The sequence below is a fragment of the Campylobacter concisus genome (assembly GCF_015229955.1).
Classification (GTDB): Bacteria; Campylobacterota; Campylobacteria; order Campylobacterales; family Campylobacteraceae; genus Campylobacter_A; species Campylobacter_A concisus_AT.
Genome location: NZ_JAAKYZ010000001.1, coordinates 513,219 through 536,050 on the forward strand (window position 1 = coordinate 513,219; position 22,832 = coordinate 536,050).

Annotated in this window: 21 protein-coding genes and 2 pseudogenes; 17 read left to right on the forward strand and 6 right to left on the reverse strand. The window is 36.4% G+C overall.

Translation table 11 applies throughout. From position 1 onward, the window contains the following. From G6W45_RS02645 to G6W45_RS02675, 7 genes are all read left to right on the forward strand, one after another. Positions 1-735, forward strand: coding sequence for a TerB family tellurite resistance protein (locus G6W45_RS02645; protein ID WP_194167422.1), 735 nt, complete (start codon positions 1-3; stop codon positions 733-735). Then, entirely contained in the window at positions 736-1,308 is a 573-nt protein-coding gene (locus G6W45_RS02650; protein WP_194167423.1) for a hypothetical protein, read from the forward strand. A gap of 21 nt (positions 1,309-1,329) precedes the next feature. Beyond that, complete coding sequence (gene purH, locus G6W45_RS02655; RefSeq protein WP_194167424.1) at positions 1,330-2,862, forward strand: bifunctional phosphoribosylaminoimidazolecarboxamide formyltransferase/IMP cyclohydrolase; 1,533 nt, start codon at positions 1,330-1,332, stop codon at positions 2,860-2,862. Positions 2,863-2,939: 77 nt separating this feature from the next. Then, a complete protein-coding gene (gene msrB / locus G6W45_RS02660) occupies positions 2,940-3,980 on the forward strand; it encodes a peptide-methionine (R)-S-oxide reductase MsrB (protein WP_194167425.1) in 1,041 nt (346 codons plus the stop codon). Between the two features lie 73 nt (positions 3,981-4,053). Continuing rightward, positions 4,054-4,392 carry a hypothetical protein gene (locus G6W45_RS02665; protein WP_107770490.1) on the forward strand — a complete coding sequence of 113 codons (339 nt, stop codon included), beginning with the start codon at positions 4,054-4,056 and terminating at the stop codon, positions 4,390-4,392. A 1-nt stretch (position 4,393) separates the two neighbouring features. Continuing rightward, the gene (locus G6W45_RS02670; protein ID WP_194167426.1) at positions 4,394-5,584 is read left to right on the forward strand and encodes a peptidase M50; all 1,191 of its coding nucleotides are present in this window, start codon (positions 4,394-4,396) and stop codon (positions 5,582-5,584) included. 3 nt (positions 5,585-5,587) lie between these two features. Next, positions 5,588-5,881 carry a metal-sulfur cluster assembly factor gene (locus tag G6W45_RS02675; RefSeq protein WP_021091019.1) on the forward strand — a complete coding sequence of 98 codons (294 nt, stop codon included), beginning with the start codon at positions 5,588-5,590 and terminating at the stop codon, positions 5,879-5,881. Positions 5,882-5,970: 89 nt separating this feature from the next. Here G6W45_RS02675 and ftsZ read toward each other — a convergent pair whose 3' ends face one another. The 4 genes from ftsZ to G6W45_RS02695 form a co-directional block, all read right to left on the reverse strand. Continuing rightward, positions 5,971-7,110, reverse strand: coding sequence for a cell division protein FtsZ (gene ftsZ / locus G6W45_RS02680; protein WP_103624034.1), 1,140 nt, complete (start codon positions 7,108-7,110; stop codon positions 5,971-5,973). A 14-nt stretch (positions 7,111-7,124) separates the two neighbouring features. Further along, positions 7,125-8,552 carry a cell division protein FtsA gene (gene ftsA / locus G6W45_RS02685; protein ID WP_194167427.1) on the reverse strand — a complete coding sequence of 476 codons (1,428 nt, stop codon included), beginning with the start codon at positions 8,550-8,552 and terminating at the stop codon, positions 7,125-7,127. 6 nt (positions 8,553-8,558) lie between these two features. Further along, positions 8,559-10,016, reverse strand: coding sequence for a peptidylprolyl isomerase (locus G6W45_RS02690; protein WP_194167428.1), 1,458 nt, complete (start codon positions 10,014-10,016; stop codon positions 8,559-8,561). Positions 10,017-10,155: 139 nt separating this feature from the next. Further along, the gene (locus G6W45_RS02695; RefSeq protein ID WP_084108231.1) at positions 10,156-10,743 is read right to left on the reverse strand and encodes a class II aldolase and adducin N-terminal domain-containing protein; all 588 of its coding nucleotides are present in this window, start codon (positions 10,741-10,743) and stop codon (positions 10,156-10,158) included. A 127-nt stretch (positions 10,744-10,870) separates the two neighbouring features. Between G6W45_RS02695 and rsmH the strand changes: the two genes are divergently transcribed. Both rsmH and G6W45_RS02705 read left to right on the forward strand, forming a co-directional pair. Next, positions 10,871-11,794: a 16S rRNA (cytosine(1402)-N(4))-methyltransferase RsmH gene (rsmH, locus tag G6W45_RS02700; protein WP_194167429.1), complete on the forward strand. Its 924-nt coding sequence runs from the start codon at positions 10,871-10,873 to the stop codon at positions 11,792-11,794. Positions 11,795-11,796: 2 nt separating this feature from the next. Next, on the forward strand, positions 11,797-12,090 hold the full coding sequence (locus tag G6W45_RS02705; protein WP_021090986.1) for a hypothetical protein: 294 nt from the start codon (positions 11,797-11,799) through the stop codon (positions 12,088-12,090). Positions 12,091-12,223: 133 nt separating this feature from the next. Here G6W45_RS02705 and G6W45_RS02710 read toward each other — a convergent pair whose 3' ends face one another. Continuing rightward, a complete protein-coding gene (locus G6W45_RS02710; protein ID WP_021090515.1) occupies positions 12,224-12,727 on the reverse strand; it encodes a hypothetical protein in 504 nt (167 codons plus the stop codon). A 104-nt stretch (positions 12,728-12,831) separates the two neighbouring features. Between G6W45_RS02710 and G6W45_RS02715 the strand changes: the two genes are divergently transcribed. The 5 genes from G6W45_RS02715 to G6W45_RS02735 all read left to right on the forward strand — a co-directional run bounded on the left by G6W45_RS02715 (position 12,832) and on the right by G6W45_RS02735 (position 18,238). Then, a complete protein-coding gene (locus tag G6W45_RS02715; RefSeq protein ID WP_194167430.1) occupies positions 12,832-13,698 on the forward strand; it encodes a D-amino acid aminotransferase in 867 nt (288 codons plus the stop codon). After that, positions 13,695-14,141, forward strand: a complete 447-nt coding sequence (locus G6W45_RS02720; RefSeq protein ID WP_194167431.1) for a 2-thiouracil desulfurase family protein — start codon at positions 13,695-13,697, stop codon at positions 14,139-14,141. Before G6W45_RS02715 ends, G6W45_RS02720 begins: the two co-directional genes overlap by 4 nt. A gap of 231 nt (positions 14,142-14,372) precedes the next feature. Beyond that, complete coding sequence (locus G6W45_RS02725) at positions 14,373-16,382, forward strand: bifunctional C40 family peptidase/M15 family metallopeptidase (protein WP_194167432.1); 2,010 nt, start codon at positions 14,373-14,375, stop codon at positions 16,380-16,382. Further along, positions 16,383-17,702 carry an ATP-dependent DNA helicase gene (locus G6W45_RS02730; protein WP_194167433.1) on the forward strand — a complete coding sequence of 440 codons (1,320 nt, stop codon included), beginning with the start codon at positions 16,383-16,385 and terminating at the stop codon, positions 17,700-17,702. It abuts the gene before it with no gap. Further along, positions 17,699-18,238 (forward strand): hypothetical protein, encoded by a 540-nt coding sequence (locus G6W45_RS02735; RefSeq protein WP_087584339.1) that lies wholly within the window; start codon positions 17,699-17,701, stop codon positions 18,236-18,238. Before G6W45_RS02730 ends, G6W45_RS02735 begins: the two co-directional genes overlap by 4 nt. Positions 18,239-18,264: 26 nt before the next feature. On the opposite strand, the gene lolA is transcribed toward G6W45_RS02735, so the two are convergent. Continuing rightward, a complete protein-coding gene (gene lolA / locus G6W45_RS02740; protein WP_194167434.1) occupies positions 18,265-18,777 on the reverse strand; it encodes a LolA-like outer membrane lipoprotein chaperone in 513 nt (170 codons plus the stop codon). A 97-nt stretch (positions 18,778-18,874) separates the two neighbouring features. Here lolA and secA point away from each other — a divergent pair. The 3 genes and pseudogenes from secA to G6W45_RS02750 all read left to right on the forward strand — a co-directional run. After that, positions 18,875-21,271, forward strand: a pseudogene (gene secA, locus G6W45_RS02745) (preprotein translocase subunit SecA); the annotation flags it as partial. Positions 21,272-21,379: 108 nt separating this feature from the next. Beyond that, positions 21,380-21,481 (forward strand): annotated as a pseudogene (locus G6W45_RS10055) (SEC-C metal-binding domain-containing protein); the annotation flags it as partial. A gap of 52 nt (positions 21,482-21,533) precedes the next feature. Next, on the forward strand, positions 21,534-22,733 hold the full coding sequence (locus G6W45_RS02750) for an ABC transporter permease (protein WP_194167436.1): 1,200 nt from the start codon (positions 21,534-21,536) through the stop codon (positions 22,731-22,733). Positions 22,734-22,832: the final 99 nt, after the last annotated feature.

The following is a 22,832-nucleotide window of genomic DNA, read 5'->3' on the forward strand; positions in this document are numbered from 1 at the left end:
ATGTCTGGAGTCTTGTTTTTACTGATATTAGGCGGTGCGATATTTTTATTTATGAATGTCCAAATAGGTAGTAACCGCAAGAAACAAGCAAATGTAGATGAGGCTAAATTTCTAGTCTCACTGCTTGCAAAAGTCGCTAAAAGTGACGGCAGAGTTAGCGAGCTAGAGGCTAGGCTGATCACTCAAGTGCTAGATGATCTAAGCCAAAAAGTTAGCGGTGTTAGCGGCGTGCGCGAGTATCTAAAGGAGGTTTATAACAGCCAAAAAGAAAATGTAGATAACGCCTATGAAACCGCCAGAAACTACAAGCGCGCCTTTAATCTAAACTACGATACCTGCGTGGCTAGGCTTACTTTTTTTCTAAATTTAGCCTACATAGACGGAGAATTTAATAAAAGCGAGCAAGATGTTATAAGAAATATCGCTTATGGATTTGGCATCGATAAAGAGACGCTTGATGAGATAATCTTTAAATTTGATAGCTTTTATGGCTCGAGATTTGGAGCGGATCACGATGAGATGAACCAAGAAAACGATGCATTTGAGGTTTTAGGACTTAGCAAAAATGCAAGCCTTGATGAGGTAAAGGCTCGCTACAAAGAGCTTGTGAGGCAGTATCACCCTGACATTTTGATGGGCAGAGGCGAGAGCAAAGAGGTGATAGAGCGCTCGACTAAGAAGCTTCAGGAGATAAATGAGGCTTATGGGCGATTAAAAGAGAAATTTGGAGTTTAGATGAAGAAATTTATTATTTTGCTGCTAGCGGTGGCTGGCTTTTGTAATGATTTTAAAGTGGTAAATATCGATGGAAAAGAGATAAAATTTAAGCTTACACAAAGCGAGCTTTATCAAGATCAAAAGTTAGTCATCAGCAACTACGATGTTAAAGATAGCAATGTGAGCATAATATTTGTCGACAAAGATGGCAACAAGAGCGACATTATGTCAGTTCAAGCAAAAAAATTAAATGAAATTAGTGAGTATATCTTTTCGTATGATCGCGGCATAAAGGTGATGAAATTTAGCTCGAAAAAGCCGATATGCGAGGCGCTTGAGAAAGAGGAGCCTATAAATTTAAGCGTATTAGATGCAAGATATTTTGATGGCAATCAAATTTCAAGCTATGCCTTTAGCGTTGATATTGTTGGTCAAAAGCGTGAAAACTTTGTAGAGAGAAAAGACTATTATATAGATGCAGCTGCAAATGTTATGGTTACGCTAGAAGCCTTATCGATAAAGAATATCGCAAAAGATATAAAAATGGGGCAGCTTCTGCTTGCAAAAGGTATGTGTTTAACAAAAAGATAAAAATTTAATAAAGGAGAAAAAATGAGAGCATTGCTTAGCGTTAGCGATAAAGAGGGCATTGTAGAGTTTGCAAAGGGGCTAGAAGAGCTTGGTTGGCAGATACTTTCAACCGGTGGCACCTATAAACTTTTAAAGGCTGAGGGCGTCAAAGCCACTGAGGTTAGCGAATTTACGGCGTCGCCTGAGATGTTCGAGGGCAGGGTAAAGACGCTTCATCCAAAGATACATGGCGGCATCTTGCACAAACGTGACGACGCTACGCACATGGCTCAGGCAAAGAAGTACGGCATCGAGGGCATCGACCTAGTTTGCGTAAATTTATATCCATTTAAAGAGACTACGATTAGGACTGATGACTTTGCCGAGATCATCGAAAATATCGACATCGGCGGCCCAGCCATGGTAAGAAGCGCTGCTAAAAACTTTAAAGACGTGTTTATCGTTACAAGCGTGCTTGACTACGATGAAATTTTAAAGCGCCTAAGAGAGAAAAGCGATGATTATGAGTTTAGAAGATCGCTGATGATAAAGGCGTTCGAGCATACAGCGGCTTATGATAGCATGATCGCAAACTATATGAATGATAGGTTTAATGGCGGTTTTGGTGATGCTAGATTTATCGTGGGAAGCAAGGTTTTTGACACTAGATACGGCGAAAATCCACACCAAAAAGGCGCGCTTTATGAGTTTGATTATTTCTTCACAAACAACTTTAGAGCTCTTAAAGGCGAGGCAAGTTTCAATAATATGACCGATATAAATGGCGCCTTAATGCTTGCAACTAGCTTTGATGACGCTCCAGCAGTGGCCATTATCAAGCACGCCAATCCTTGCGGCTTTGCAGTAAAAGATACATTGCTTGAGAGCTACGAGGCCGCACTTAAATGCGATCCGATCTCAGCATATGGCGGCGTGGTAGCAATAAACGGTACACTTGATGAAAAGCTAGCTAAAAAGATAAATGAAATTTACGTTGAAGTAATCATCGCTGCAAATGTCGATGATGCCGCGCTTAAAGTATTTGAGAGTAAAAAACGCATCAAAATTTTCACTCAGGATAATAAATTTTTAGTGCGTGCAAATGATAAATTTGACTTTAAGCACATCGATGGTGGCTTTGTATTTCAAGAAAGAGACTTTGTAAAAGACGAAGAGCTTGAAAATATGAAGCAAATGAGCAAGAAATTTGCAACTGGCAGCGAGCTAAAAGACGCTCAGATAGCGTGGAAAGTGGCTGCGCTAACGAAGAGCAACTGCGTGGTTTATGTAAAAGATGGCGCGATGGTGGCTATCGGCATGGGTATGACTAGCCGTGTGGACGCTGCTCGTGCGGCCGTAGCGAAGGCAAAAGAGCTTGAGATCGACCTAAATGGCTGCGTGCTTGCAAGCGAGGCGTTCTTTCCGTTTAGAGACAGCATCGACATCGCCAGCAAAGTGGGCGTAAAATGCGTCATCGAGCCAGGCGGCAGCATAAGAGATGATGAGGTGATAGAGGCTGCCGATGAGCACGGCATGTCGCTATATTTCACTGGTGTTAGACACTTTTTACATTAAAATTTAGGGGCGCTTTGCCCCTTACTTCACACTTTATAACTTTAAATTTTATATAATCCTTCAAAAAAGGAGTTCTCATGAAAAAGATGTTAAATTTTCTCTTGGTTTTGGCGGTATTTTTGGGTGTAAATTTGATGGCAAAAGATGAGTTTTTAAAGGAACAGACGATGGCAGGGCAAAATTTGAAAGAAATTTATTTAGCAGGTGGCTGCTTTTGGGGCATGCAGGGATATTTTAAAAAGATACTTGGCGTAGTGGATACAAAGGTAGGCTACGCGAATGGCAAGAGCGAAAATACTAGCTACCGCGAGCTTCATGAGAGCGATCATGCTGAAACGCTTTATGTAAAATACGACGAAAACAGAGTCGCTTTAGCTGAAATTTTGGCTCACTTTTTTAGAGTGATCGATCCGACCTCACTAAATAAACAAGGCAATGACGTTGGTAGGCAGTATAGAAGCGGAATTTACTATGTGAGCGAAAGTGATCTGCCAACGATAGAGAGCTTTATGAAAATAGAGCAAAAGAAATTTAAAGATAAGATCGTGGTTGAGGTGGCGCCACTTAAAAATTTCGTCTTAGGTGAGGAGTATCATCAAGACTATCTTGATAAAAATCCTTTTGGATACTGCCATATCGATCTAGGCTTAGCTGATAAACCGCTTTATGATGAGGCAAAATTTAAGCCGCTTAGTAAAAATGAGCTAAAGAAAAATTTAAGTAGTGAGCAGTATGCCGTGACGCAAGAAGCTGCAACTGAGAGGCCATTTAGCAGCGAGTATGATAAATTTGATAAAAAAGGCATTTATGTAGATATAACGAGCGGAAAGCCACTTTTCTCAAGTGCAGATAAATTTGATGCAGGATGTGGCTGGCCAAGCTTTACAAAGCCTATCACGACAACAGCTCTTTCATATAAGGAGGATAACTCTTTTATGATGAAAAGGGTCGAAGTTAAGTCGCAAAATAGTGACGCGCACCTTGGTCATGTTTTTGATGATGGTCCAAGCGATAAGGGCGGGCTAAGATATTGCATAAATGGTGCTAGCCTTAAATTTATACCGCTTGAAGATATGGCAAGACTAGGGTATGAGGAATTTATACCTTATGTAAAATAGCTTTTGTTGAAGCAAATCAATAGTTTGAAAAGTTTAATCAGAGTATAATTCTCCAAAATTAAAAGGAGAAAAAATGAGCGATTTTTTCAAAAACGCAGAGCAGTTTAATGTCGATGGTGCAACTGTGCCATTTTATAAATTTAATGAAAATGGTGTAAATTTTGTTGGCTTTGATTCACGTCCTTGCGTGCCGCCAGAGCCAATGGTCAATGCATTAATCGCTATTAAATTTGCTGATAAAGACACAAAAATTATGATGCTAAATCATAAATTTCCAGCTGGTCTTATACCAAAGATAGATAAGAGCTTTGATATAGAGCGTGAAGATATAGATGGTGGGGCTGTAAAGATGATTTTTAGCCTAAAAGACGGTGCAAACATAGAAGACGTAGATATGAGTCTTTGCCACTAAGATGCTTTTAAATACTTACGCACCACCATTTAAGTTAGTTGGTGGATATTTTATTGCTGGAATTTTCTTTTTAGCATTAAGTGTGCCGGCATTCTTTTATGCAGATTTTGATGCGATTAGCTCGCTAAATACAGCTGGTTTTTTGCATATATTTTTTGTTGGCTTTGTTATGAGCATTATCATCGGAGCACTCTATCAGCTAACCTCAGTCATATTAGAAAAGCCATTTTTTACTGCAAAAGGTGCTATTTCAAATTTGGCTATTTTTTGTCTATCGTTGCTGGGCATGTGCTACGGGATGTTATTTGCTGAGGCTAAAATTTTACAAATTAGTGGAGTTTTGCTTTTTTGCTCACTTGCCTTTTTTGCAACGACTTACGCATTAAGCTTTATGGATAATGAAAAAAAGAGCTTTGCAGCCTTTGCACTTTTTGTTTCAGCTATCTTTTTGCTAATTGGAATAACGCTTGGTTTTTGCTTGCTTATGATACTTGGCGGTACGTTGATGCTTGATTTTGAGATGACACTAAAATTTCACGTTTATTTTGTGCTAGGTTTTGTGTTTCTTGTGATACTTGGAGCTGCTAGTGTACTCTTACCTATGTTTGCATTGGCTCATGATCTAAAATTTACACTTAGTAAAGCCTCACTAGCATGCTATATTATGGGTGGTATCTTACTAGCTTTTAATGAAAATTTGTCTATTTTGTCAATATGTGTGGCGGCTTTACTTTTTATAGCTCAAGCACTTTATATTTTAAAAAAGCGCGTTAGAAAGGCGTATGATTACTGGAATGTAAATATCGTGCTTTCGTTGGTGGCTTTGCTTGGTGCTGCTGTTTTTATAGCTTTAGACAAATTAAATTTAGCTGCATATTTTTTAATATATGGCTTTTTATTTGCTTTTATCGTAGCTCATCTTTACAAGATTGCACCATTTCTCATATGGTATCACTATGTAGCACCTTTTGTTGGAAAGGTAAAAGTGCCACTTCTTGATGCTATGATACTAAAAAAGATAGCTTATTTTGGTATAGCTTTTAATGCTATCTCGCTTCTTTGCTATCTTCTCTCAACTTGCTTTGAACTAGAAAGTTTAGTGCAAGCAGGTATGATTTTTATAGCTATTAGTATAGTTTTGCTATCGATAAATATAATAAATATTTTTAGATTTACTGGTTTTAAAGGATAAAAAATGAAAGAAAAAATTTATAACGCACTGTCAAATATCGTTGATCCAGAAGTTGGCTTTGATATCGTTTCGCTCGGACTTATATACGATGCGAGTTGCGATGAAAATGGCAAAGCAAAGGTTACTATGACGCTTTCAACCAAATCTTGCCCACTGCACGAAATGATACTTGGCTGGGTAGAAACTGCCGTGCTTGATATAGAAGGTGTCAAAGAGTGTGAGATCGATCTTGTCTGGGAGCCTGAGTGGAATATACAAATGGCAAGTGATTTTGTAAAAGCACAACTTGGAGTTTAAATTTTAAGTTTTTAGATTTGAAAGTTTGTAAATTTTTAATAAGCTAGAGAGCAAAAGCTCTCTAGAAATTTTAAGGAGTTTATTTTTTATTAGTCCATTTGATGGCGCATAAATGATGGCACATCAAGTTGTGACATATAGTCTTCGTCATATCCACCACTAACTTTTTTAAGTCTTAATATACGCTCTTTTTTTATGATATCGTTTGCATTAGAAGTTTGTACTTCATCTTTTTTTTCAGTTTCTTTTTGTGAGCTTTGAAAACCTGTGGCTATTATTGTAACTTCAACCTTATTATCTTCTATTTTGTCATCAGTTGTTGTACCAAATATAATTTCAGCATCTTCATCCGCTGCCTCATGAATAATGCTCATCGCATTATTGATGTCAGCTAGTGGGCAACTAGGGCTTATTCTAAAATGAACTAAAATACCAAATGCGCCATTTATTGTCATATTATCAAGAAGTGGTGATTGTATAGCATTTTTTATAGCTTCTTGTGCTGCATCTTCGCCACTTGCTTCGCCAACGCCCATTAAAGCTAGTCCTCTATGGCTCATAATCGTTCTAACATCAGCAAAGTCTAGATTTATATCGCTTTTTCCTGAGTCAAGTACAATCGTACTCATGCCATTGACGGCTCTTGCAAGTACTTCATCAACCATTTCAAAGCTTTCTTTTATGCCAGCATTTTTATCAATTAGTGTTAAGAGTTTATCGTTTGGTATGACAACAATAGAATCGCTTTCTTTCCTGAGCTCTTCAAGGCCACAATCAGCCAATTTTCTACGTTTTTTTCCTTCAAACATAAAAGGCATAGTAACAACTGCAACTGTTAGTGCACCAATATCTTTTGCAGCTTGAGCAACTACTGGAGCTGCACCTGTACCAGTTCCACCACCAAGTCCTGTACCGATAAAAACTATATCTGATGTCTCAAGTGCACTTTTTACTTCATCGTAGCTCTCTTCAGCAGCAGCTTTTCCTATTTCAGGTCTCATGCCTGCACCTAGGCCTTTTGTCGTCTTTTCTCCAAGCTGTATTTTTGTATGTGCAAGAGAATTTTCAAGAGCCTTAGCATCTGTATTAGCAACAATAAGATCTATATTTAAATTTGGATTAACTCTTATTATGTGGTTGACCATATTGCCACCACCTCCACCTACACCTACGACTTTTATCTTTGCACCATAGATGCTTTTATTTTCTTCTACTGTGAAGCTACTCATTTTTGAAATTCTCCTTAAAATAATTGTGTAATACTATACCAAAATTTTGCAAAAGCATTTGGCTTTTTTTCTTGTTTGCTAATATCCGCAATATTGGCAAGCTCTTCTTTGTTTTTTGATTTATTTGCTATCTCTAATTCAAAATCTTTATCAGAAAAACTATCCTCTTTTTCATTTGGATCCTGCACCTCTTGTCCAAAATTTTGTACGTTTTCTTCTTCTACAAAAACATTTCTAAAATTTGCTTTCGGTTTTGAGGCTATTTCCCCTTGGTATCTCATTTTTTTCTCAGAATCAATCTCGTATGGGCTAAAGTTGCCAGCACCATACAAACAAAGCCCTATAGCACAAGAATTTGCTGGGTCTCTTAAAATTTCAAATAATCCATCCATTTCTTTTGGTTTTGCTATACGAACCGGCATTTTGTCAAATATTGCGGATGCAAGATCTCTAATACCTTCTAACTTAGTCATACCGCCAGTAAGTATTATTCCAGCACCAATGCTATCTTTATAGCCGCTATCTTCTAGCATCTTAGCAAGTACCATAAGGGTTTCTTCTGCTCTGGCATATATAACATTTGATATTATGTCTAGTGAAACTTCGTGGCTTTTTGTTTCATCTCCAAGGATCGGAAGTTCTATTAGATCAACTGACTTATTTATTAAAGCACCATAACCTAATTTTATTTCTTCTGCCTTTGGAAGAGGTGTATGCAGAGCCATAGAAAGATCATTTGTAATGTTTGCTGAGCCAACAGGTAAAAATTCGTTATATCTTATAGAATTTCCAGAATGTACCACAAGATTACAAGTAGCACCACCCATATCAACAAGTGCGGCACCAAGCTCTTTCTCGTCTTTTGTTAATGTTGCTATTGCAGAAGCATATCCTGAAAGGACTATGTTATCTAGTTGAACACCTGCTAAATTTACTGCTTTTCTTAGGTTGCTAATAGATGACTTTTGTACTGTAACAATATGTGTTTGTACTTCTAGCCTACTACCGTTCATACCTATTGGATCTTCAATATGTTCTTGCCCATCTACTTTAAAATTATAAGGAAGAACATGTAGTTTTTCATACTCATGAGGTATATCAGCTGTATGATCGGCCATTTGCATAGCACGTTCGATCTCTTTTATACCTATTTCATGATTTGGTATATTCACTACACCACTACTGTCAACGCTTTTTGTATACGCACCAGAAATAGAAACTATGACTTTTTCATAGCGTGTTCCTGCAACTCTTTGTGCCTCTATTAATGCATTTTTTATAGACTTTGCAGCTTGTTCAATATTAGTTATAACACCTTTTCTTATTCCTTGTGTTTTTTCAGTCCCAATTCCAATTATCTTAATGCCATTTTCATCATGTTGTGCTATTACTGCACAAATCTGAAAAGAGCCGACATCTATACCTAAAATTTTTGTACTCAAAATAAATTACCTTTTGATATATTCTTTAATTTCATAGTATTTTTTTAGTTTGTTTGTTAAATCTTTTATTAACTCATTATTTTTAAGCATCGTAACGTTTTGCTGTGTTATTTGCTTATAGCTATTATCTATATTATCTACAAGCAACCTTTGTTCCAAAATATCGTATATAACGGCCTTATCTTCTAATATAACATAATCTTTTTTGTTGTTAGTTTCAAAAAGTTGAGAAACAAAAGCTCTAGTTTCACTTTCATTTAGTCCTGAGATAGAGCTATTTATATCTCTACTGATAAAGCCTATATCAGTTCCTTTGAAATTTTGTAAAGACTCTTTTGCCATAGTTGTTAAGTTTTCTTTTTTCTTTTTATCTTTGTAAATTTCAAGTACCATTGCTCTTGCTTGTTCAAAACTCATAGGTTGTGGAGGAGTTATACTTTTTACTCTAACTATCAAATATCCATCTTTATATGTAAATGGTTTTATAACTTCACCAACTTTTGCACCTTTTATTTCATCAAGTGAGAATGTCGCATTATCTTCATTTATACTAACAAATTCATTTGTTGCAAGCTCAGCTTTTTTGATAGAGGTATATTTTTTTAAAGCATCAGTCTTGCTTTTCTCGATATTGTAGTCTTTGATAACTTCAGTCTTTACTTCGTCAAATGATTTGATTTTATCATCAGAGCCTTTGTATCTCTCCTTGTTTTCGTTGTAGTAGTCACTCAAAGTAGTTTGATTTACATCATTTTTGTTTGACTCTATAAAGTATGTTTCAAGACCGTATATAGTCTTTGTCATATAGTTGTTTTTTTTTGTTTCCCAAAGATTCTTTAGCTCTTTTTCATCTATTTTTATATCACTTTGATTAGCATTTATTATCTGTATTGCTAATTTATCTTGCATAAAAAAGCTTGCTTCCATCATTGCAATGTCTTCTTTGCTGGCTGGTAAATTTAAAATAGTTCTAAGTTTATCAAGTAGTATTGTTAGTTTTAAATTTTCTTCAAAATCGGTTGGGTTTATTCTGGCTCTTCTTAAAATATCGTAGTATAAATTTTTATCAAAAGCACCATCTTTTTGAAATGTTGGATCAGCGATTATATATTTTAAAATATCATCTTTACTAACACTAAGACCTATATCGTCTGCAAAATTTAATAGTAAATTCTCTTGAATTGTAGCCTGAAGTGCAGCATTTTGTAAGCCTAACTCATTGGCCTTTTCTTGTGTTAATTTACCATCAAAAAGATTATTGTAGTATTGATACAAATTATCGTATTTTTGTTGTAGTTCTTGAATGCTTATATTTCTGTGTCCTACTTTTGCTACCGAAGTGGCTCGATTGCTATTTAAATCATATGCTCCCCAGCCTACAAAGCCTGCTCCAACAAAGGCTATTGTACTTACCCAAATGGTAACAACTAGGTATTTTTTATGTTTTTGCATCCAAGACAACATTAAATTTTCCTTTAAAAGACTAACGAAATTTGTATGATATATTATATAAAATTGCCTTAAATAAGCTTAAAATAGGGGCTTTAAAAATACCTTTGTGAAGAATTTTGCTAACAATTTTTTAGTATTGTTAGCAAAATTTTTAAATACTATAATCGCTATAACCACTAGTTAAATGAAGCAATTTGCAACTATTTTCTAGCAAAGCTATCTCTTTTGCAAGAAGCTGAGGGCTTCTACTGTATGCGTAAATGCCATATCCTTTAACGATAATAATATTTGTATTTTTTTCTAGCATATATCTATAAATTTCAGTTTCTGCACGTTCATACCAGTCATCATATTGTTTTGGATCATAAACAGAAATTTTATCAAATCTCATATACCCAAAATAATCTTTCGGTACTATTTTTTCATGTTTCATTGCGTAGGCAGTTGCGTATGGTGGCATTGCGTAGCAAACAAATCTCGCCTCATTTATATTTTTATAAATATTTAAGTGTATATCAGCATCAAGACTAGCTTCATTCCAACGATAGTCTTTTTTTGATGAAAGAAGCGTCAAGTCGTCATCTTTTAAATTATCAAAAATGGCATTTTGTTTATTGATTATAAATTGATTTTTTTCGACTCTTGCTGAAATTGAGCCGTGAAAGACGCCAAAAAAATTCTTTCTAAACATAGAAAGTGATATCGTTTTTATCTCATTTATTGAGTGTTCTAGCTCCATTTTTTCTCCTACATTTAAGCGATTATATTTAAGCTATCTTAAAATTTATGTAAAATTTTGTGTAATGATAGCTTTTTAAGTAAAATTTCGATAAATTTTCCACACTATTTACTATAAAGAGGCAGCGTTGCAAAGTCCACATATCAGTGTTTTACTTGATGAAGTCCTATCTTTTTTTAAAAATTTAAATGGAAATTTTATAGATTGCACGCTTGGATATGCCGGACATTCTAGTGCCATTTTGTCTCAAAATAAAAATTTAAATTTAATTGCCTGTGATAGAGATAACGAAGCTATAAATTTTTCACTAAAAAAACTTGAGCCATTTGGTAGTAGAGTTAAAATTTATAAAAGTAACTTCTCTGAAATGATTAGTAAGCTAAGTCAAGAAGAAATTTTAAATGTTAGAGGAATTTTGGCCGACATCGGTGTTAGCTCGCTTCAGATAGATAAAGATGATAGAGGCTTTAGTCTTGGCTCAAGTACGCTCGATATGAGAATGGACAAAGAGCGAAATTTTAGCGCATTTGACGTTGTAAATGGATACTCTTTTGATGAGTTGGTTAGAATTTTTAGAGATTATGGCGAGCTAAAAAATGCTGCCGGGATTGCAAACAAGATTATAAATGCTAGAAATTTAGGCAAGATAACGAGTGCAAAAGAGCTTGCAAATTTAATAGGTACAGCCCAGATAAAAGGACGCGGAGTTAGCCCTGCAATACTTGCCTTTCAAGCCATCAGGATAGAGGTAAATGGTGAGCTAGATGAGCTAACAAATTTACTTGATAGTATAGAAAAATGTGGGTTTAAAGATTGTCTTGTGGCAATTATTACGTTTCACTCGCTTGAAGATAGGATCGTAAAAGAGCGCTTTAAAAAATGGGCAAATAGCTGTATCTGCCTACCTGGCGTCTATAGATGTGAATGCGGAAACAATCACGAACTAGGAGAAATTTTAACCAAAAAGCCACTAACAGCAAGCCAAAATGAGTTAAAGATAAACTCACGAAGCAAGAGCGCAAAACTGCGGGTTTTTAAGATAAAGGGATAAAGATGCAAGAAAAAGAAGAGCTACTAACGCTTCACGACGAGGAGCAAAAACGTGAGGTAAATTTAAGCTTTAAGACATTAGTGATGGTCTATTTAGCTGTTTTTATAGCTCTAGCTATATTTTTGCCAAAAATTTACATAGCAAATCAGATTTATTATATAAGTAGGGATATAGCCGACATCAGCGGTAAGCGAGATATGCTTTTAGAGGAAAATAGAGCTCTTAATATAAAGCTCGAAAATTTACGTTATAAAAATCAAATTTTAAATAATATGCAAGAGCGTCAATGGAAATAACGAAACATTTAAAGCTTTATTTATTCTCATCTAAATTTTTGCGATTCAATTATATTGGCAAATAATTTAGCCATTTTGTATACGACTGCACAAAAATAAAATTAACTCAATAAACAAAGCCAAGCTTAACTTGCTAATTACTTTCTTTTTGAGAGATTAGCTTTTCATATATATATTGTTCTAAATCTTTTTTTGATATGTCATTTTTTATAGCAGTATTATAAATTTCTTCGACCTTGCTTGAGTATTTTTCATAGCTAAAATATGGAAAATGCACACTCCAAGCTTTCTTAATAAGATCGTGACTTATCTCTCTTCTTGCCCAAACTTTAAACATATCAAAGCCAATGAAAACGGCCGAAGTAACGACAGCAGTCGCTATTATCGATATGTGTGCATCAGTTTTTGCTAAAAAATGATGCGTGATGATTAACAATGGAAATAAAATGACAAAACAGATAAGTGCGTAAATCTGATAGAGCTTGATATGATTAAATCTAAAATTTAGCTTTGCTCCATCTATTAGCATACCTTCGTTAAAAAGGGCATTCGCTTCAAGTAGATCCCTGAATAAAACTGGCTGTTTTGAAACAAAAAAAACGTTTTTTATGATTCTATCTTTTAAAGTTTCTTGCATTTTTTATAGACTTTTTACCTTTGAAATTTTGACTCATTATATCTAAGAATCTATAAATTCAAACAAAATTAGATACAATTTGCCCAAAATTTAAGGAGCTAAAAATGGCAGATCAAGCTTTACAAACCGTCTTTTTAAATGGAGAATTTTTGCAAAAAGACGAGGCAAAAGTTAGTGCTTTTGATAGAGGATTTATATTTGGTGATGGAATTTATGAGGTTGTGCCTGTGATAAATTCACAAATGGTTGATAAAGATGGGTTTTGGGCTAGATTTGAAAGAAGCTTAAATGAAATAGATATAAGCTTGCCCTACGAAAAGGAAAAATTTGAGGCAATCTTAAACGAGATAATCGCAAGAAACGCCTTAAAAGAGGGCGGAATTTACATGCAAGTAACAAGAGGCGTGGCGTTTAGAAATTTCTATTTTATGGAAAATTTAACACCAAGCGTCTTTATCTTTTGCTACGAGAGTGAAATTTTAAACAATCCTGCTGCAAAAACTGGCATAAAGGTGGTAAGTGTCGAGGACATCAGGTGGAAGAGGCGCGACATCAAATCTATCTCTCTTCTAGCTCAGTGCTACGCTAAAAATGAAGCTCACAAAAAAGGCGCAGACGAGGGCTTTATGGTGGAAAATGGCTTTGTCACAGAGGGCTGTAGCTCAAGTGCTTTTATTATCAAGGATAAAACTTTAATCACGAAACCACTTTCAAATGAAATTTTGCCAGGAATTCGCCGAATGAGACTTTTAAAGATCGCTAAAGATATCGGCCTTAAGATAGAGGAGCGAAAATTTAGCATGGATGAAGTTTATGGTGCTGATGAAGTCTTTATCTCGGCTGCTACGCTCATACTCTTACCAGTCGTCTATGCTGATGGCAGGGCAATAAATGGCGCAAAAGTAGGAGAAATTTCAAGCAAACTCCGAGAAATTTATGCTGGTGAACTTTTAAAAGAAGCTGGACTTTGAGAGAAAAAATCTTAATAAGTGCTTGCCTAGTCGGCATAAATTGTAAATTTAACGGCGAAAATAATCTCTTAAATAAAGATGTTTTGGATGAAATTTCAAAGAGATATCATCTGCTTTTTGTTTGTCCAGAGGTTTACGGTGGACTTAGCACGCCAAGAGAACCGGCTGAGATGAAAAATGGTGCGGTTGTTTGTAAATTTTCAGGTAAAGATGTGAGTAAAAATTTTAAAAAAGGAGCAGAAATTTGCCTAAAAATAGCAAAGTTAAATGGCTGCAAAAAGGCTATTTTAAAATCAAAAAGTCCAAGCTGCGGAAGTGGGCAAATTTATGACGGAAGCTTTAGTAAGAGACTTATTTTAGGCGATGGCATCACAGCAAAACTGCTAAAAGAAAATAAAATTTTAGTTTTTAGTGAAGATGAGATAGTGCGGCTTGATGTTTGATAAACTAAAAGACAACATTATGCTTGAGGTAATCTTTAAGTGCGTCGTGGTAAGGTTTTGTAAATGCTCTCAATGATGTAAAAGTGGGTGAGGTTTTAAAGAAAAAACTCAAACGATATAAAAGTAAAAAGAGAATGAGACGATGAAGCAAATTTGTAAAAACAATAATGAAAGGATGTTTTACGTTTTTGTTTTAATCGTAGAAGCTATATTTAAAGATAAGGAAAAAAGTTGAAAAAGGGTATATTTTTAGCATTTAGCGTTGCTTTGTTTTTGGGATGTTCGCAGACCCAACCAAAGCCAAGTGTGCAAAATTCTTTACCAGATGAAAATGTATATAAGCCAAATGAACGCATTAGTTTGCTTGATTTTGAAATGAAGCAAGATGCCTCGTCGCTACCGCAAAATATACAAAGTGCAAGCTTTGACCAAGAGGAAATTTTAAAAAGAAGGTTTAAGGTTTTTACATTAAGGGGCGTAAAATTTAATCCAAACGATGTCTTTTGGGCATTTAATATATATAAGCCAAGCGAAAAGAGAAAGTATTTTGGCTCAAATTTTAGACAGATACCACAAAGCTGGTTTGACGCACAAAAGGATAATGCAAATTTTTCAGCTCTTTCAAGCATCTCTGCTTATGCTCTAACTTCGGCAAACACAGCTTTAAGAAATTTTCCAACCGATGAGCCGATATTTTTAAATCCGCAAACTCCAGGAGAGGGCTATCCGTTTGATTATCTACAAGAATCAACCCTAAGCATCGCTCATCCACTTTTTATCTCACATCTTTCTAAAGATAGGGCATGGGCGTTTGTTAGTGATGATGCGGTTTGGGGCTGGGTAAAGGTCGAGGATATAAAATTTATAAGCGACGATGAGGCAAATGCCTATCAAAAGTCAAGTTTTGTGACTATAAAAACGGACAAGATGCCAGTTTATGATAAGGCTGGAAATTTCTTGTTTTATTCAAGAGTTGGAGCGATACTGCCTGTTTTGGCTCAGGATAGTAAAAACTACTACGGAAAAATTTATGTAAGAAATCTCTTGAGAGAATTTGTGTTGCCAAAGTCTGTTGGCGCTCTTTTTCCTCTTAAATTTAATGACTCAAATCTAAAAACAATTATTAGCTCCCTTCTTACTCAGCCTTATGGCTGGGGCGGGGTCGATAAGCTAAGGGATTGCTCACTTTTTACTAAAGATTTGTTAGCAAGCTTTGGCGTGTGGCTGCCTAGAAACTCAAGGGCTCAAGCAAATATGGGACAAAAATTTGATCTAAAAGGACTTAGTAACGCTGCTAAGACAAAAGAGATAAAAGAAAAAGGTGTGCCATATCTTACGCTTGTGCATCTGCCAGGACATATCATGCTTTACGCTGGATACAAGGGCGATGATATCTACGTGGTACATGATGCTTGGGGACTAAAAACCGAAAATAACGGCAGGGCATTAATCGGTGCTACGGCAGTAACTACGTTAAACATCGGACAAAATAGAAGCGATATACAAAACTCAAATTTGCTCATTTCAAAGGTTGATTCTATAAATGTGATAAAGCCCGAAAATGTAATAAGCGATAAAGCTAGAAAAATTTCAGCTTTACAAAGGGCTTATGATGTTAAGGTCGAGGATAATTTGGTCAAATTTGGTGATGGAACAATATTTGTCTATGATGACTTTAAACAAAAAGATGATGAGTGTAGTATCGGTGCTGATATAGAGGATATGAATGCGCTTGATTACGCTGCATTTTCGCCGCTTAGCACCGCACTAAGCGATGCTGGCAGATGCAGAAATTATGAGTTTTTAGGCAAAATTTATGGCTCAAGCGAGAGCGAGGTAAAAGCAAATTTGGTAGATGTCGTTTGGCTAAAAGATAGCCTTGCGCTAAAACTACCATTTAACTCTAAAAATGGAGCTGCAGCCGCTTTACAAGATGTAAGTAATGAGCTAAATGAGATGGTAAAACATGATATGAGTTTGCTTGAGTATTTAAAAGATCCAGGTGGGACATTTAAGTGGCGAGTTATTGCTGGTACAAACCGCTTGAGTGCGCACAGCTACGGCATCGCGATCGATATAAATGTGAAAAAGAGCCACTACTGGCAGTGGAGCAAGGGCTATCAAAATCTCATTCCTGAAAAGATAGTGCGTGTTTTTGAAAAACATAAATTTATCTGGGGTGGACGCTGGAAGCACTTTGATACGATGCACTTTGAGTATCGCCCAGAGATGTTTGAGTAGATGAAAGAGCAAATTTTAGAAATTTTATCTCGCTCAAACGTCTTTTTAACAGGTGGCGGAGGTGTTGGCAAGAGCTATCTAACGGCCTCCATCATCATACACTACAAAGAAAATTTTAAAAACGTCATAATCCTTGGCTCAACTGGCATAAGTGCCGTTAGCCTTGGAGGAGTTAGCTTGCATAGCTTTTTTAAATTTGGCTACTGCAAGGACTATGAGGAGCTAAGGCGCTTTGACTATCATCAAAAAGACAAACTAAGCAAGCTAAGAAATATGCTAGATGCATGTGATCTGCTTGTAATTGATGAAATTTCAATGGTGAGCTCAGATTTAATGGAGATGATAAGATACCGACTACTTACTTCCAAATTTAAAGGTAGGGTGCTTATAGTGGGCGATTTTTATCAGCTTCCGCCAGTGCAAAAGGAGCAAAACGAAAATAGGCTTTTTAATTTTTTATACGCTTTTAACTCCAGTGCGTGGGAGGATATGAAATTTACAAATGTTGAGCTACTAGTCTCAAAACGCACAAATGATCTTAAATTTTATGAGATTCTCTCTCGTCTTAGAGTTGGTGAGTTAGATGATGAAATAATGAGCTATATAGAGAGTTTAAGAGTGACCAAGATAGAGCCAGATGATGATACGAGTGTGCTTTTTGGCAGAAATGCCGAGGCTGAAATGCTAAATCAAAAAAGGCTTTCAGAACTTAGCACGCCACTTGAAATTTCAAACTCAGATGTGAGCATTTTGGATGAAAATTTAGATAAAAAAGAGTTTGAAAAATGGGCAAATACGCTAAATATCTCAAGGGATTTGGAGATGAAGATAGGCGCTAAGATCATCTTTACGTCAAATAAATGGGGTGAGTACTATAACGGCGAGCAAGGCAAGATCATGCAAATCTTAAAAGAAAACGGAGTCATTTCAAGCGTGATCGTGAAAAAAGATAGCGGTGAAATTTGCGAGATAGAAAAAGCTGCTTATATATTTAGTTCGTTAAATTTAAACGAAGATGAGATCGAAGAAAATGTGCAGGCATCGCTTTATCAGTTTCCATTTAAACTTGCTTACGCTCTAACTATCCACAAATCTCAAGGAATGAGCATAAACTCGCTCATTTGTAATATCAACCACATTTTTGCCAAAGGACAACTCTACGTCGCACTTTCTCGTGCAGTAAGTCCTAAAAATTTAAAACTTTTTTATGATAAAAAAAGTGATTTTAGGCAGCATTTAAGAAAAGTGGTTAAAATTGACGACGAAGTTAAGAAATTTTACCAAGAAAACGTATTTTTGCATATTAAGGAGAATTTATGAAAAAGCTATTTTTAAGCCTTGCTTTTTGTATTTTTGCATTTGCAGACGTGCTAAAAGTAAGAGATTTTCAAACAGATATTTATTCAAAAGCTGGACAAAATTTAACAAAAAAGATAAATATGAATCTTGAAGTTGTTGGACGTGATGTTGAAGAAAATGAAGCGTATGTACTTGATGCTTTAAACATAATAGTTGGTAGCTTTTACGTGGAAGATATTTTAACCTCAATGGGAAAAGAGAAATTTAAAGAGCTTTTCATAAAATACGCAGCCAAAAAGCACTCTCTTGATATCGATGATGTGCTTATCTTAAATATAAAAGTGATAAATAATCTTGAGCTAAGCGAGATCATAAAAGCAATAAAAAGCCAAAATTTATGCTCCGATCCAAGTGTAAATGAAGAAATTGTAACAAAACCAGAAAAGAAGAAAAAGGGCAATGAGATCATCATCTCACCAGACCCAAATGATGTAGTTCAAAAGCCTATCGATCTAAATAACGTTCAAGAATTTGGAAAAGATTTTGGAGAGAAGTGAATAAATTTGGCTAAAGTTAGCCAAATTTATTGATTTACAATGTCATAACCTTGAGGAATGACAGGAGTTAGCGTCTCTTGTGGTATGAGTGCGTCTTTTACTGGGTTGCTTAAGGTTATTTTTATTTTATTTGAAAGTTTATCTTTATAGTCAATCGTCGTTGGAAGAGTGTTTTTAATGGTTATAAAGTACTCAACTCCGTCATATATCGCCTTATAAAGTGTCGGCTGAATTTGCTCTGCGTGAGCTAAAATTTGCGTCAAATTTGGCGTATCATCAAGCTTTGAAATGATGGCTTGCTCAAGCTCGTCTTCAATCACGATCACACGCTCTTTGTTAAAATAAATTCTCTTTGGTGTTGGACTTTCATATATCCAAAGTGCAGTATTGTCGTTTTTTGCGTAAAATCTACCCTTGTAATTTATACTTTTGCCTTCGCTAAAAACAGTTTGCGTAAAGTCACTTTGAAGGCTTTTGAAATTTAAGCCAGCACCAAATGAGCAAACTGCGACGAGAGATGCAACTAGAAATTTTTTCATTTTTTATCCTTTTTTGGCGTATTCTAGCCCAGTTTAATTAAATAAATAGTTAAACTATGCTAAGATCCAAAGTTTAAAAATTTAGGAAGGTAAAGTAATGATTTCATCGGTATTTAGAAAGATTTTTGGCACGAAAAACGATAGAGAAGTCAAAAAATATATAAAACGTGTGGCGCAGATAAATGCGCTAGAACCAACTTATGAGAAGATGAGCGACGATGAGCTTAAGATAAAATTTAACGAGCTAAAAGCCCAAGTAGTAGAAGAAAAAGTCACTTTAGATCAAATTTTAAATGATGTTTTTGCGATCGTTAGAGAGGCTAGCAAAAGGGTGCTTAAGATGCGCCATTTTGATGTGCAGCTAATTGGCGGCATGGTGCTAAACGAGGGTAGGATCGCTGAGATGAAAACGGGCGAGGGTAAGACCTTGGTGGCGACTTTACCAGTTATCTTAAACGCGATGAGTGGCAAGGGCGTGCATGTAGTAACCGTAAATGACTACCTTGCAAAGCGTGACGCTACGCAAATGGGCGAGCTTTATAACTTTTTAGGCTTAAGCGTAGATGTGATACTAAGTGGTGGATACGATGATAACGTAAGACAAGCTGCGTATAACGCCGACATAACATACGGCACAAACTCAGAATTTGGCTTTGACTATCTTCGTGACAACATGAAATTTGAAGCTGGTCAAAAGGTGCAAAGAGGCCACAACTTCGTTATCGTGGACGAGGTCGATAGTATCTTGATAGATGAGGCTAGAACACCGCTTATAATCTCAGGTCCAACAAACCGCACGCTTGATGGCTATATAAGAGCTGACCAGGTCGCAAAACAGCTTACTAGAGGCACTCCAGCCGATCCAAACGTGCCAGGCTCAAAGCCAACGGGAGACTTTATAGTAGATGAAAAAAATAGAACGATAATGATCACAGAAGCTGGTATAAGCAAGGCTGAAAAATTATTTGGTGTTGAGAATTTATACAACCTTGAAAACGCCATACTAAGCCACCACCTAGATCAAGCTCTAAAAGCTCACAATCTCTTTGAAAAAGATGTGCACTACGTCGTAAAAGATGGCGAGGTAGTCATTGTTGATGAATTTACTGGACGTCTAAGCGAAGGCAGACGCTTTAGCGAGGGACTCCACCAAGCACTTGAGGCAAAAGAGGGCGTAAAAATCCAAGAAGAGAGCCAAACTTTAGCCGATACAACATATCAAAACTACTTTAGGATGTATAAAAAGCTTGCAGGTATGACTGGTACGGCCCAGACAGAAGCCACTGAGTTTTCCCAAATTTACAACCTCGAAGTTATCTCGATCCCTACAAACCTGCCAGTTAAGAGGATCGATCAAAACGATCTTATCTATAAAACTCAAAATGAGAAATTTAAAGCAGTTATCGACGAAGTTAAAAAAGCCCACGAAAAGGGTCAGCCAGTGCTTGTGGGAACTGCAAGTATCGAGCGTAGTGAGGTGCTTCATGAGATGCTTAAAAAAGTTGGCATCCCACACTCTGTGCTAAATGCTAAAAACCACGAAAAAGAGGCCGAGATCATCGCACAAGCTGGTGTAAAAGGCGCTGTAACTATCGCTACAAATATGGCTGGACGCGGTGTTGATATCAGGATCGATGATGAGGTTAGAAATTTAGGTGGTCTATATATCATCGGTACCGAAAGGCACGAGAGTAGAAGGATAGACAATCAGCTTAGAGGCCGTGCTGGACGTCAGGGCGATCCTGGCATGAGTAGATTTTATCTAAGTCTTGAAGATAATCTTTTAAGAATTTTTGGTAGCGACCGCATAAAAGCGATCATGGATAGGCTTGGTATCGACGAGGGCGAGAGTATCGAGAGTCGCATGGTAACAAGAGCGGTTGAAAATGCTCAAAAGAAAGTCGAGAGCTTGCACTTTGAGGCTAGAAAGCACTTGCTTGAGTATGACGATGTGGCAAATGAGCAAAGAAAGACTATCTATAAATACCGCGACGAGCTACTTGATAAAAACTACGATATGAGCGAAAAGATAGCTCAAAATAGAAAAGAGTACGCTGCAAATTTACTTGATACAGCTGAAATTTTCCATGGCGGCTTGAAAGATGACTTTGATATTAAAAATTTATGCTCTATCATCCTTGCAGACTGCGGTGAAGAGATAGACGAGAGCGAGCTAAAAGGCCTAGAGTATGATGAGTTAATAGAAAAACTTGCGCAAATTTTTGAAGTAAGATATAACGAAAAAATGAGCGTGCTAAATGAAGATCAAAGAAAAGAGATAGAGAAAATTTTATACCTTCAAGTGCTTGATAATGCGTGGAGAGAGCATCTCTATCAAATGGATATCCTAAAAACCGGTATCGGCCTTAGAGGGTATAATCAAAAAGATCCGCTTGTCGAATACAAAAAAGAGAGCTATAACCTCTTTATGGAGCTAGTTAGCAGGCTAAAAAGTGAGAGCGTTAAGACGCTTCAGGTTGTAAGATTTAAGAGCCGTGAGGAGCAAGAAGAGCAAGCTAGAATGATGCTTGAAGCTAGCCAAAATGCCGAAAATGAAAATTTAAGCTATAACAACCAAGGCGAGGATGATAAATTTACACCTGAAAAAAAGATACCAAGAAACGCTCCATGCCCTTGTGGAAGCGGTAAAAAATATAAAGATTGCCACGGAAAAAGTGGCCCTAAAAAAGGCATATTTGCTTAAAATTTCTACTTTTAAGGCGCCAAAAGCGCCTTAATCTTTTAAAGGCTATTTGATGACAAGCTTACCAAAGTACCTGCTTTTTAAATATTTAAGATTTGATAAAACTCAGCCATTTATCACCCTAAGTGCCTTGCTTGCCTTTCTTGGTGTTAGCATCGGACTTATGGTCTTAATCGTTGCGATGGCGATTATGAATGGATTTGACAAAGAATTTGAGCGCAAACTTTTTACGATGAACTATCCAATAACCGTTCAAAGTGCCTTTAAAGGCTCTATTGATGATGGCTTTGTTGATGAGCTCAAGGCTAGATTTAGCGACCTAAAATTTAGTCCATTTATAAGCACGCAGGTCATCTACCGCTCGGCAAATGCGCTTGAGGGCGGACTGGTTTATGGTGTAAATTTTAAAGATGAAAAGCAGATAAATTCGGTTGTAAACGAAGCTTTAAAAGACAAAGAGCTAGATGGTTTTGAGATACTTGTGGGAAGTGGCATAACGAGTGAGTTTAGACTAAAAAACGATGAGAAATTAACGCTTATCTTTACAAAGGCCGATCCAGCTGGCTTTTCGCTAACGCCAAAGATGAAGCGATTTGACATCGGTGGCTCATTTACATCTGGGCTAATCGCCTATGACAAGGCATTTTCATATGTTTCAGTTGATGCTTTGAGGAAAATTTTAGACTATCCAAAAGGCGTTTATGATGGAATTCATATCTTTTCAAGTAAGCCATTTGATGATATAAAAAGAGTGCGTGAAGGGCTTCCAGCTGGCACTGTTGCCATTGGTTGGTGGGAGCAAAATGGCAACTTTTTCTCAGCGCTCGCACTTGAAAAACGAGCACTTTTTATCGTTTTGATGCTTATTATCCTTGTGGCTTCGCTAAATATCATAAGCTCGCTGCTAATGACAGTGATGAACCGCAGGCAAGAGATCGCCTTACTTTTAGCGCTTGGAGCTAGTAAAGGCGAGATAAAAAGAAGCTTTTTCTATCAAGGGCTAGTAATCGGCGGGGGTGGCATTATATTTGGTTTGATACTTGGCTTTTTAGGGCTATTTTTGCTTGGAAATTTCAACATTATAGACTTGCCGGCTGACGTTTATGGCTCAAGTAAACTGCCATTAGAACTTTCTTTGATTGACTTTATGCTTATAATAGTTGGGGCTATCTTTATCGTTGCTATCTCGTCTTATTATCCAGCTAAAAAAGCCACAGAAGTAAACGTACTTCAAACTTTAAGAAATGAGTAGAGCCTAGATACTTAGGCTTACTCATTGCTTGTAAAAGTTATTTTTAAAAGATTATTTTAAAACCGAACATAAACTCGTAAAATTCTAGAATGAATTTAT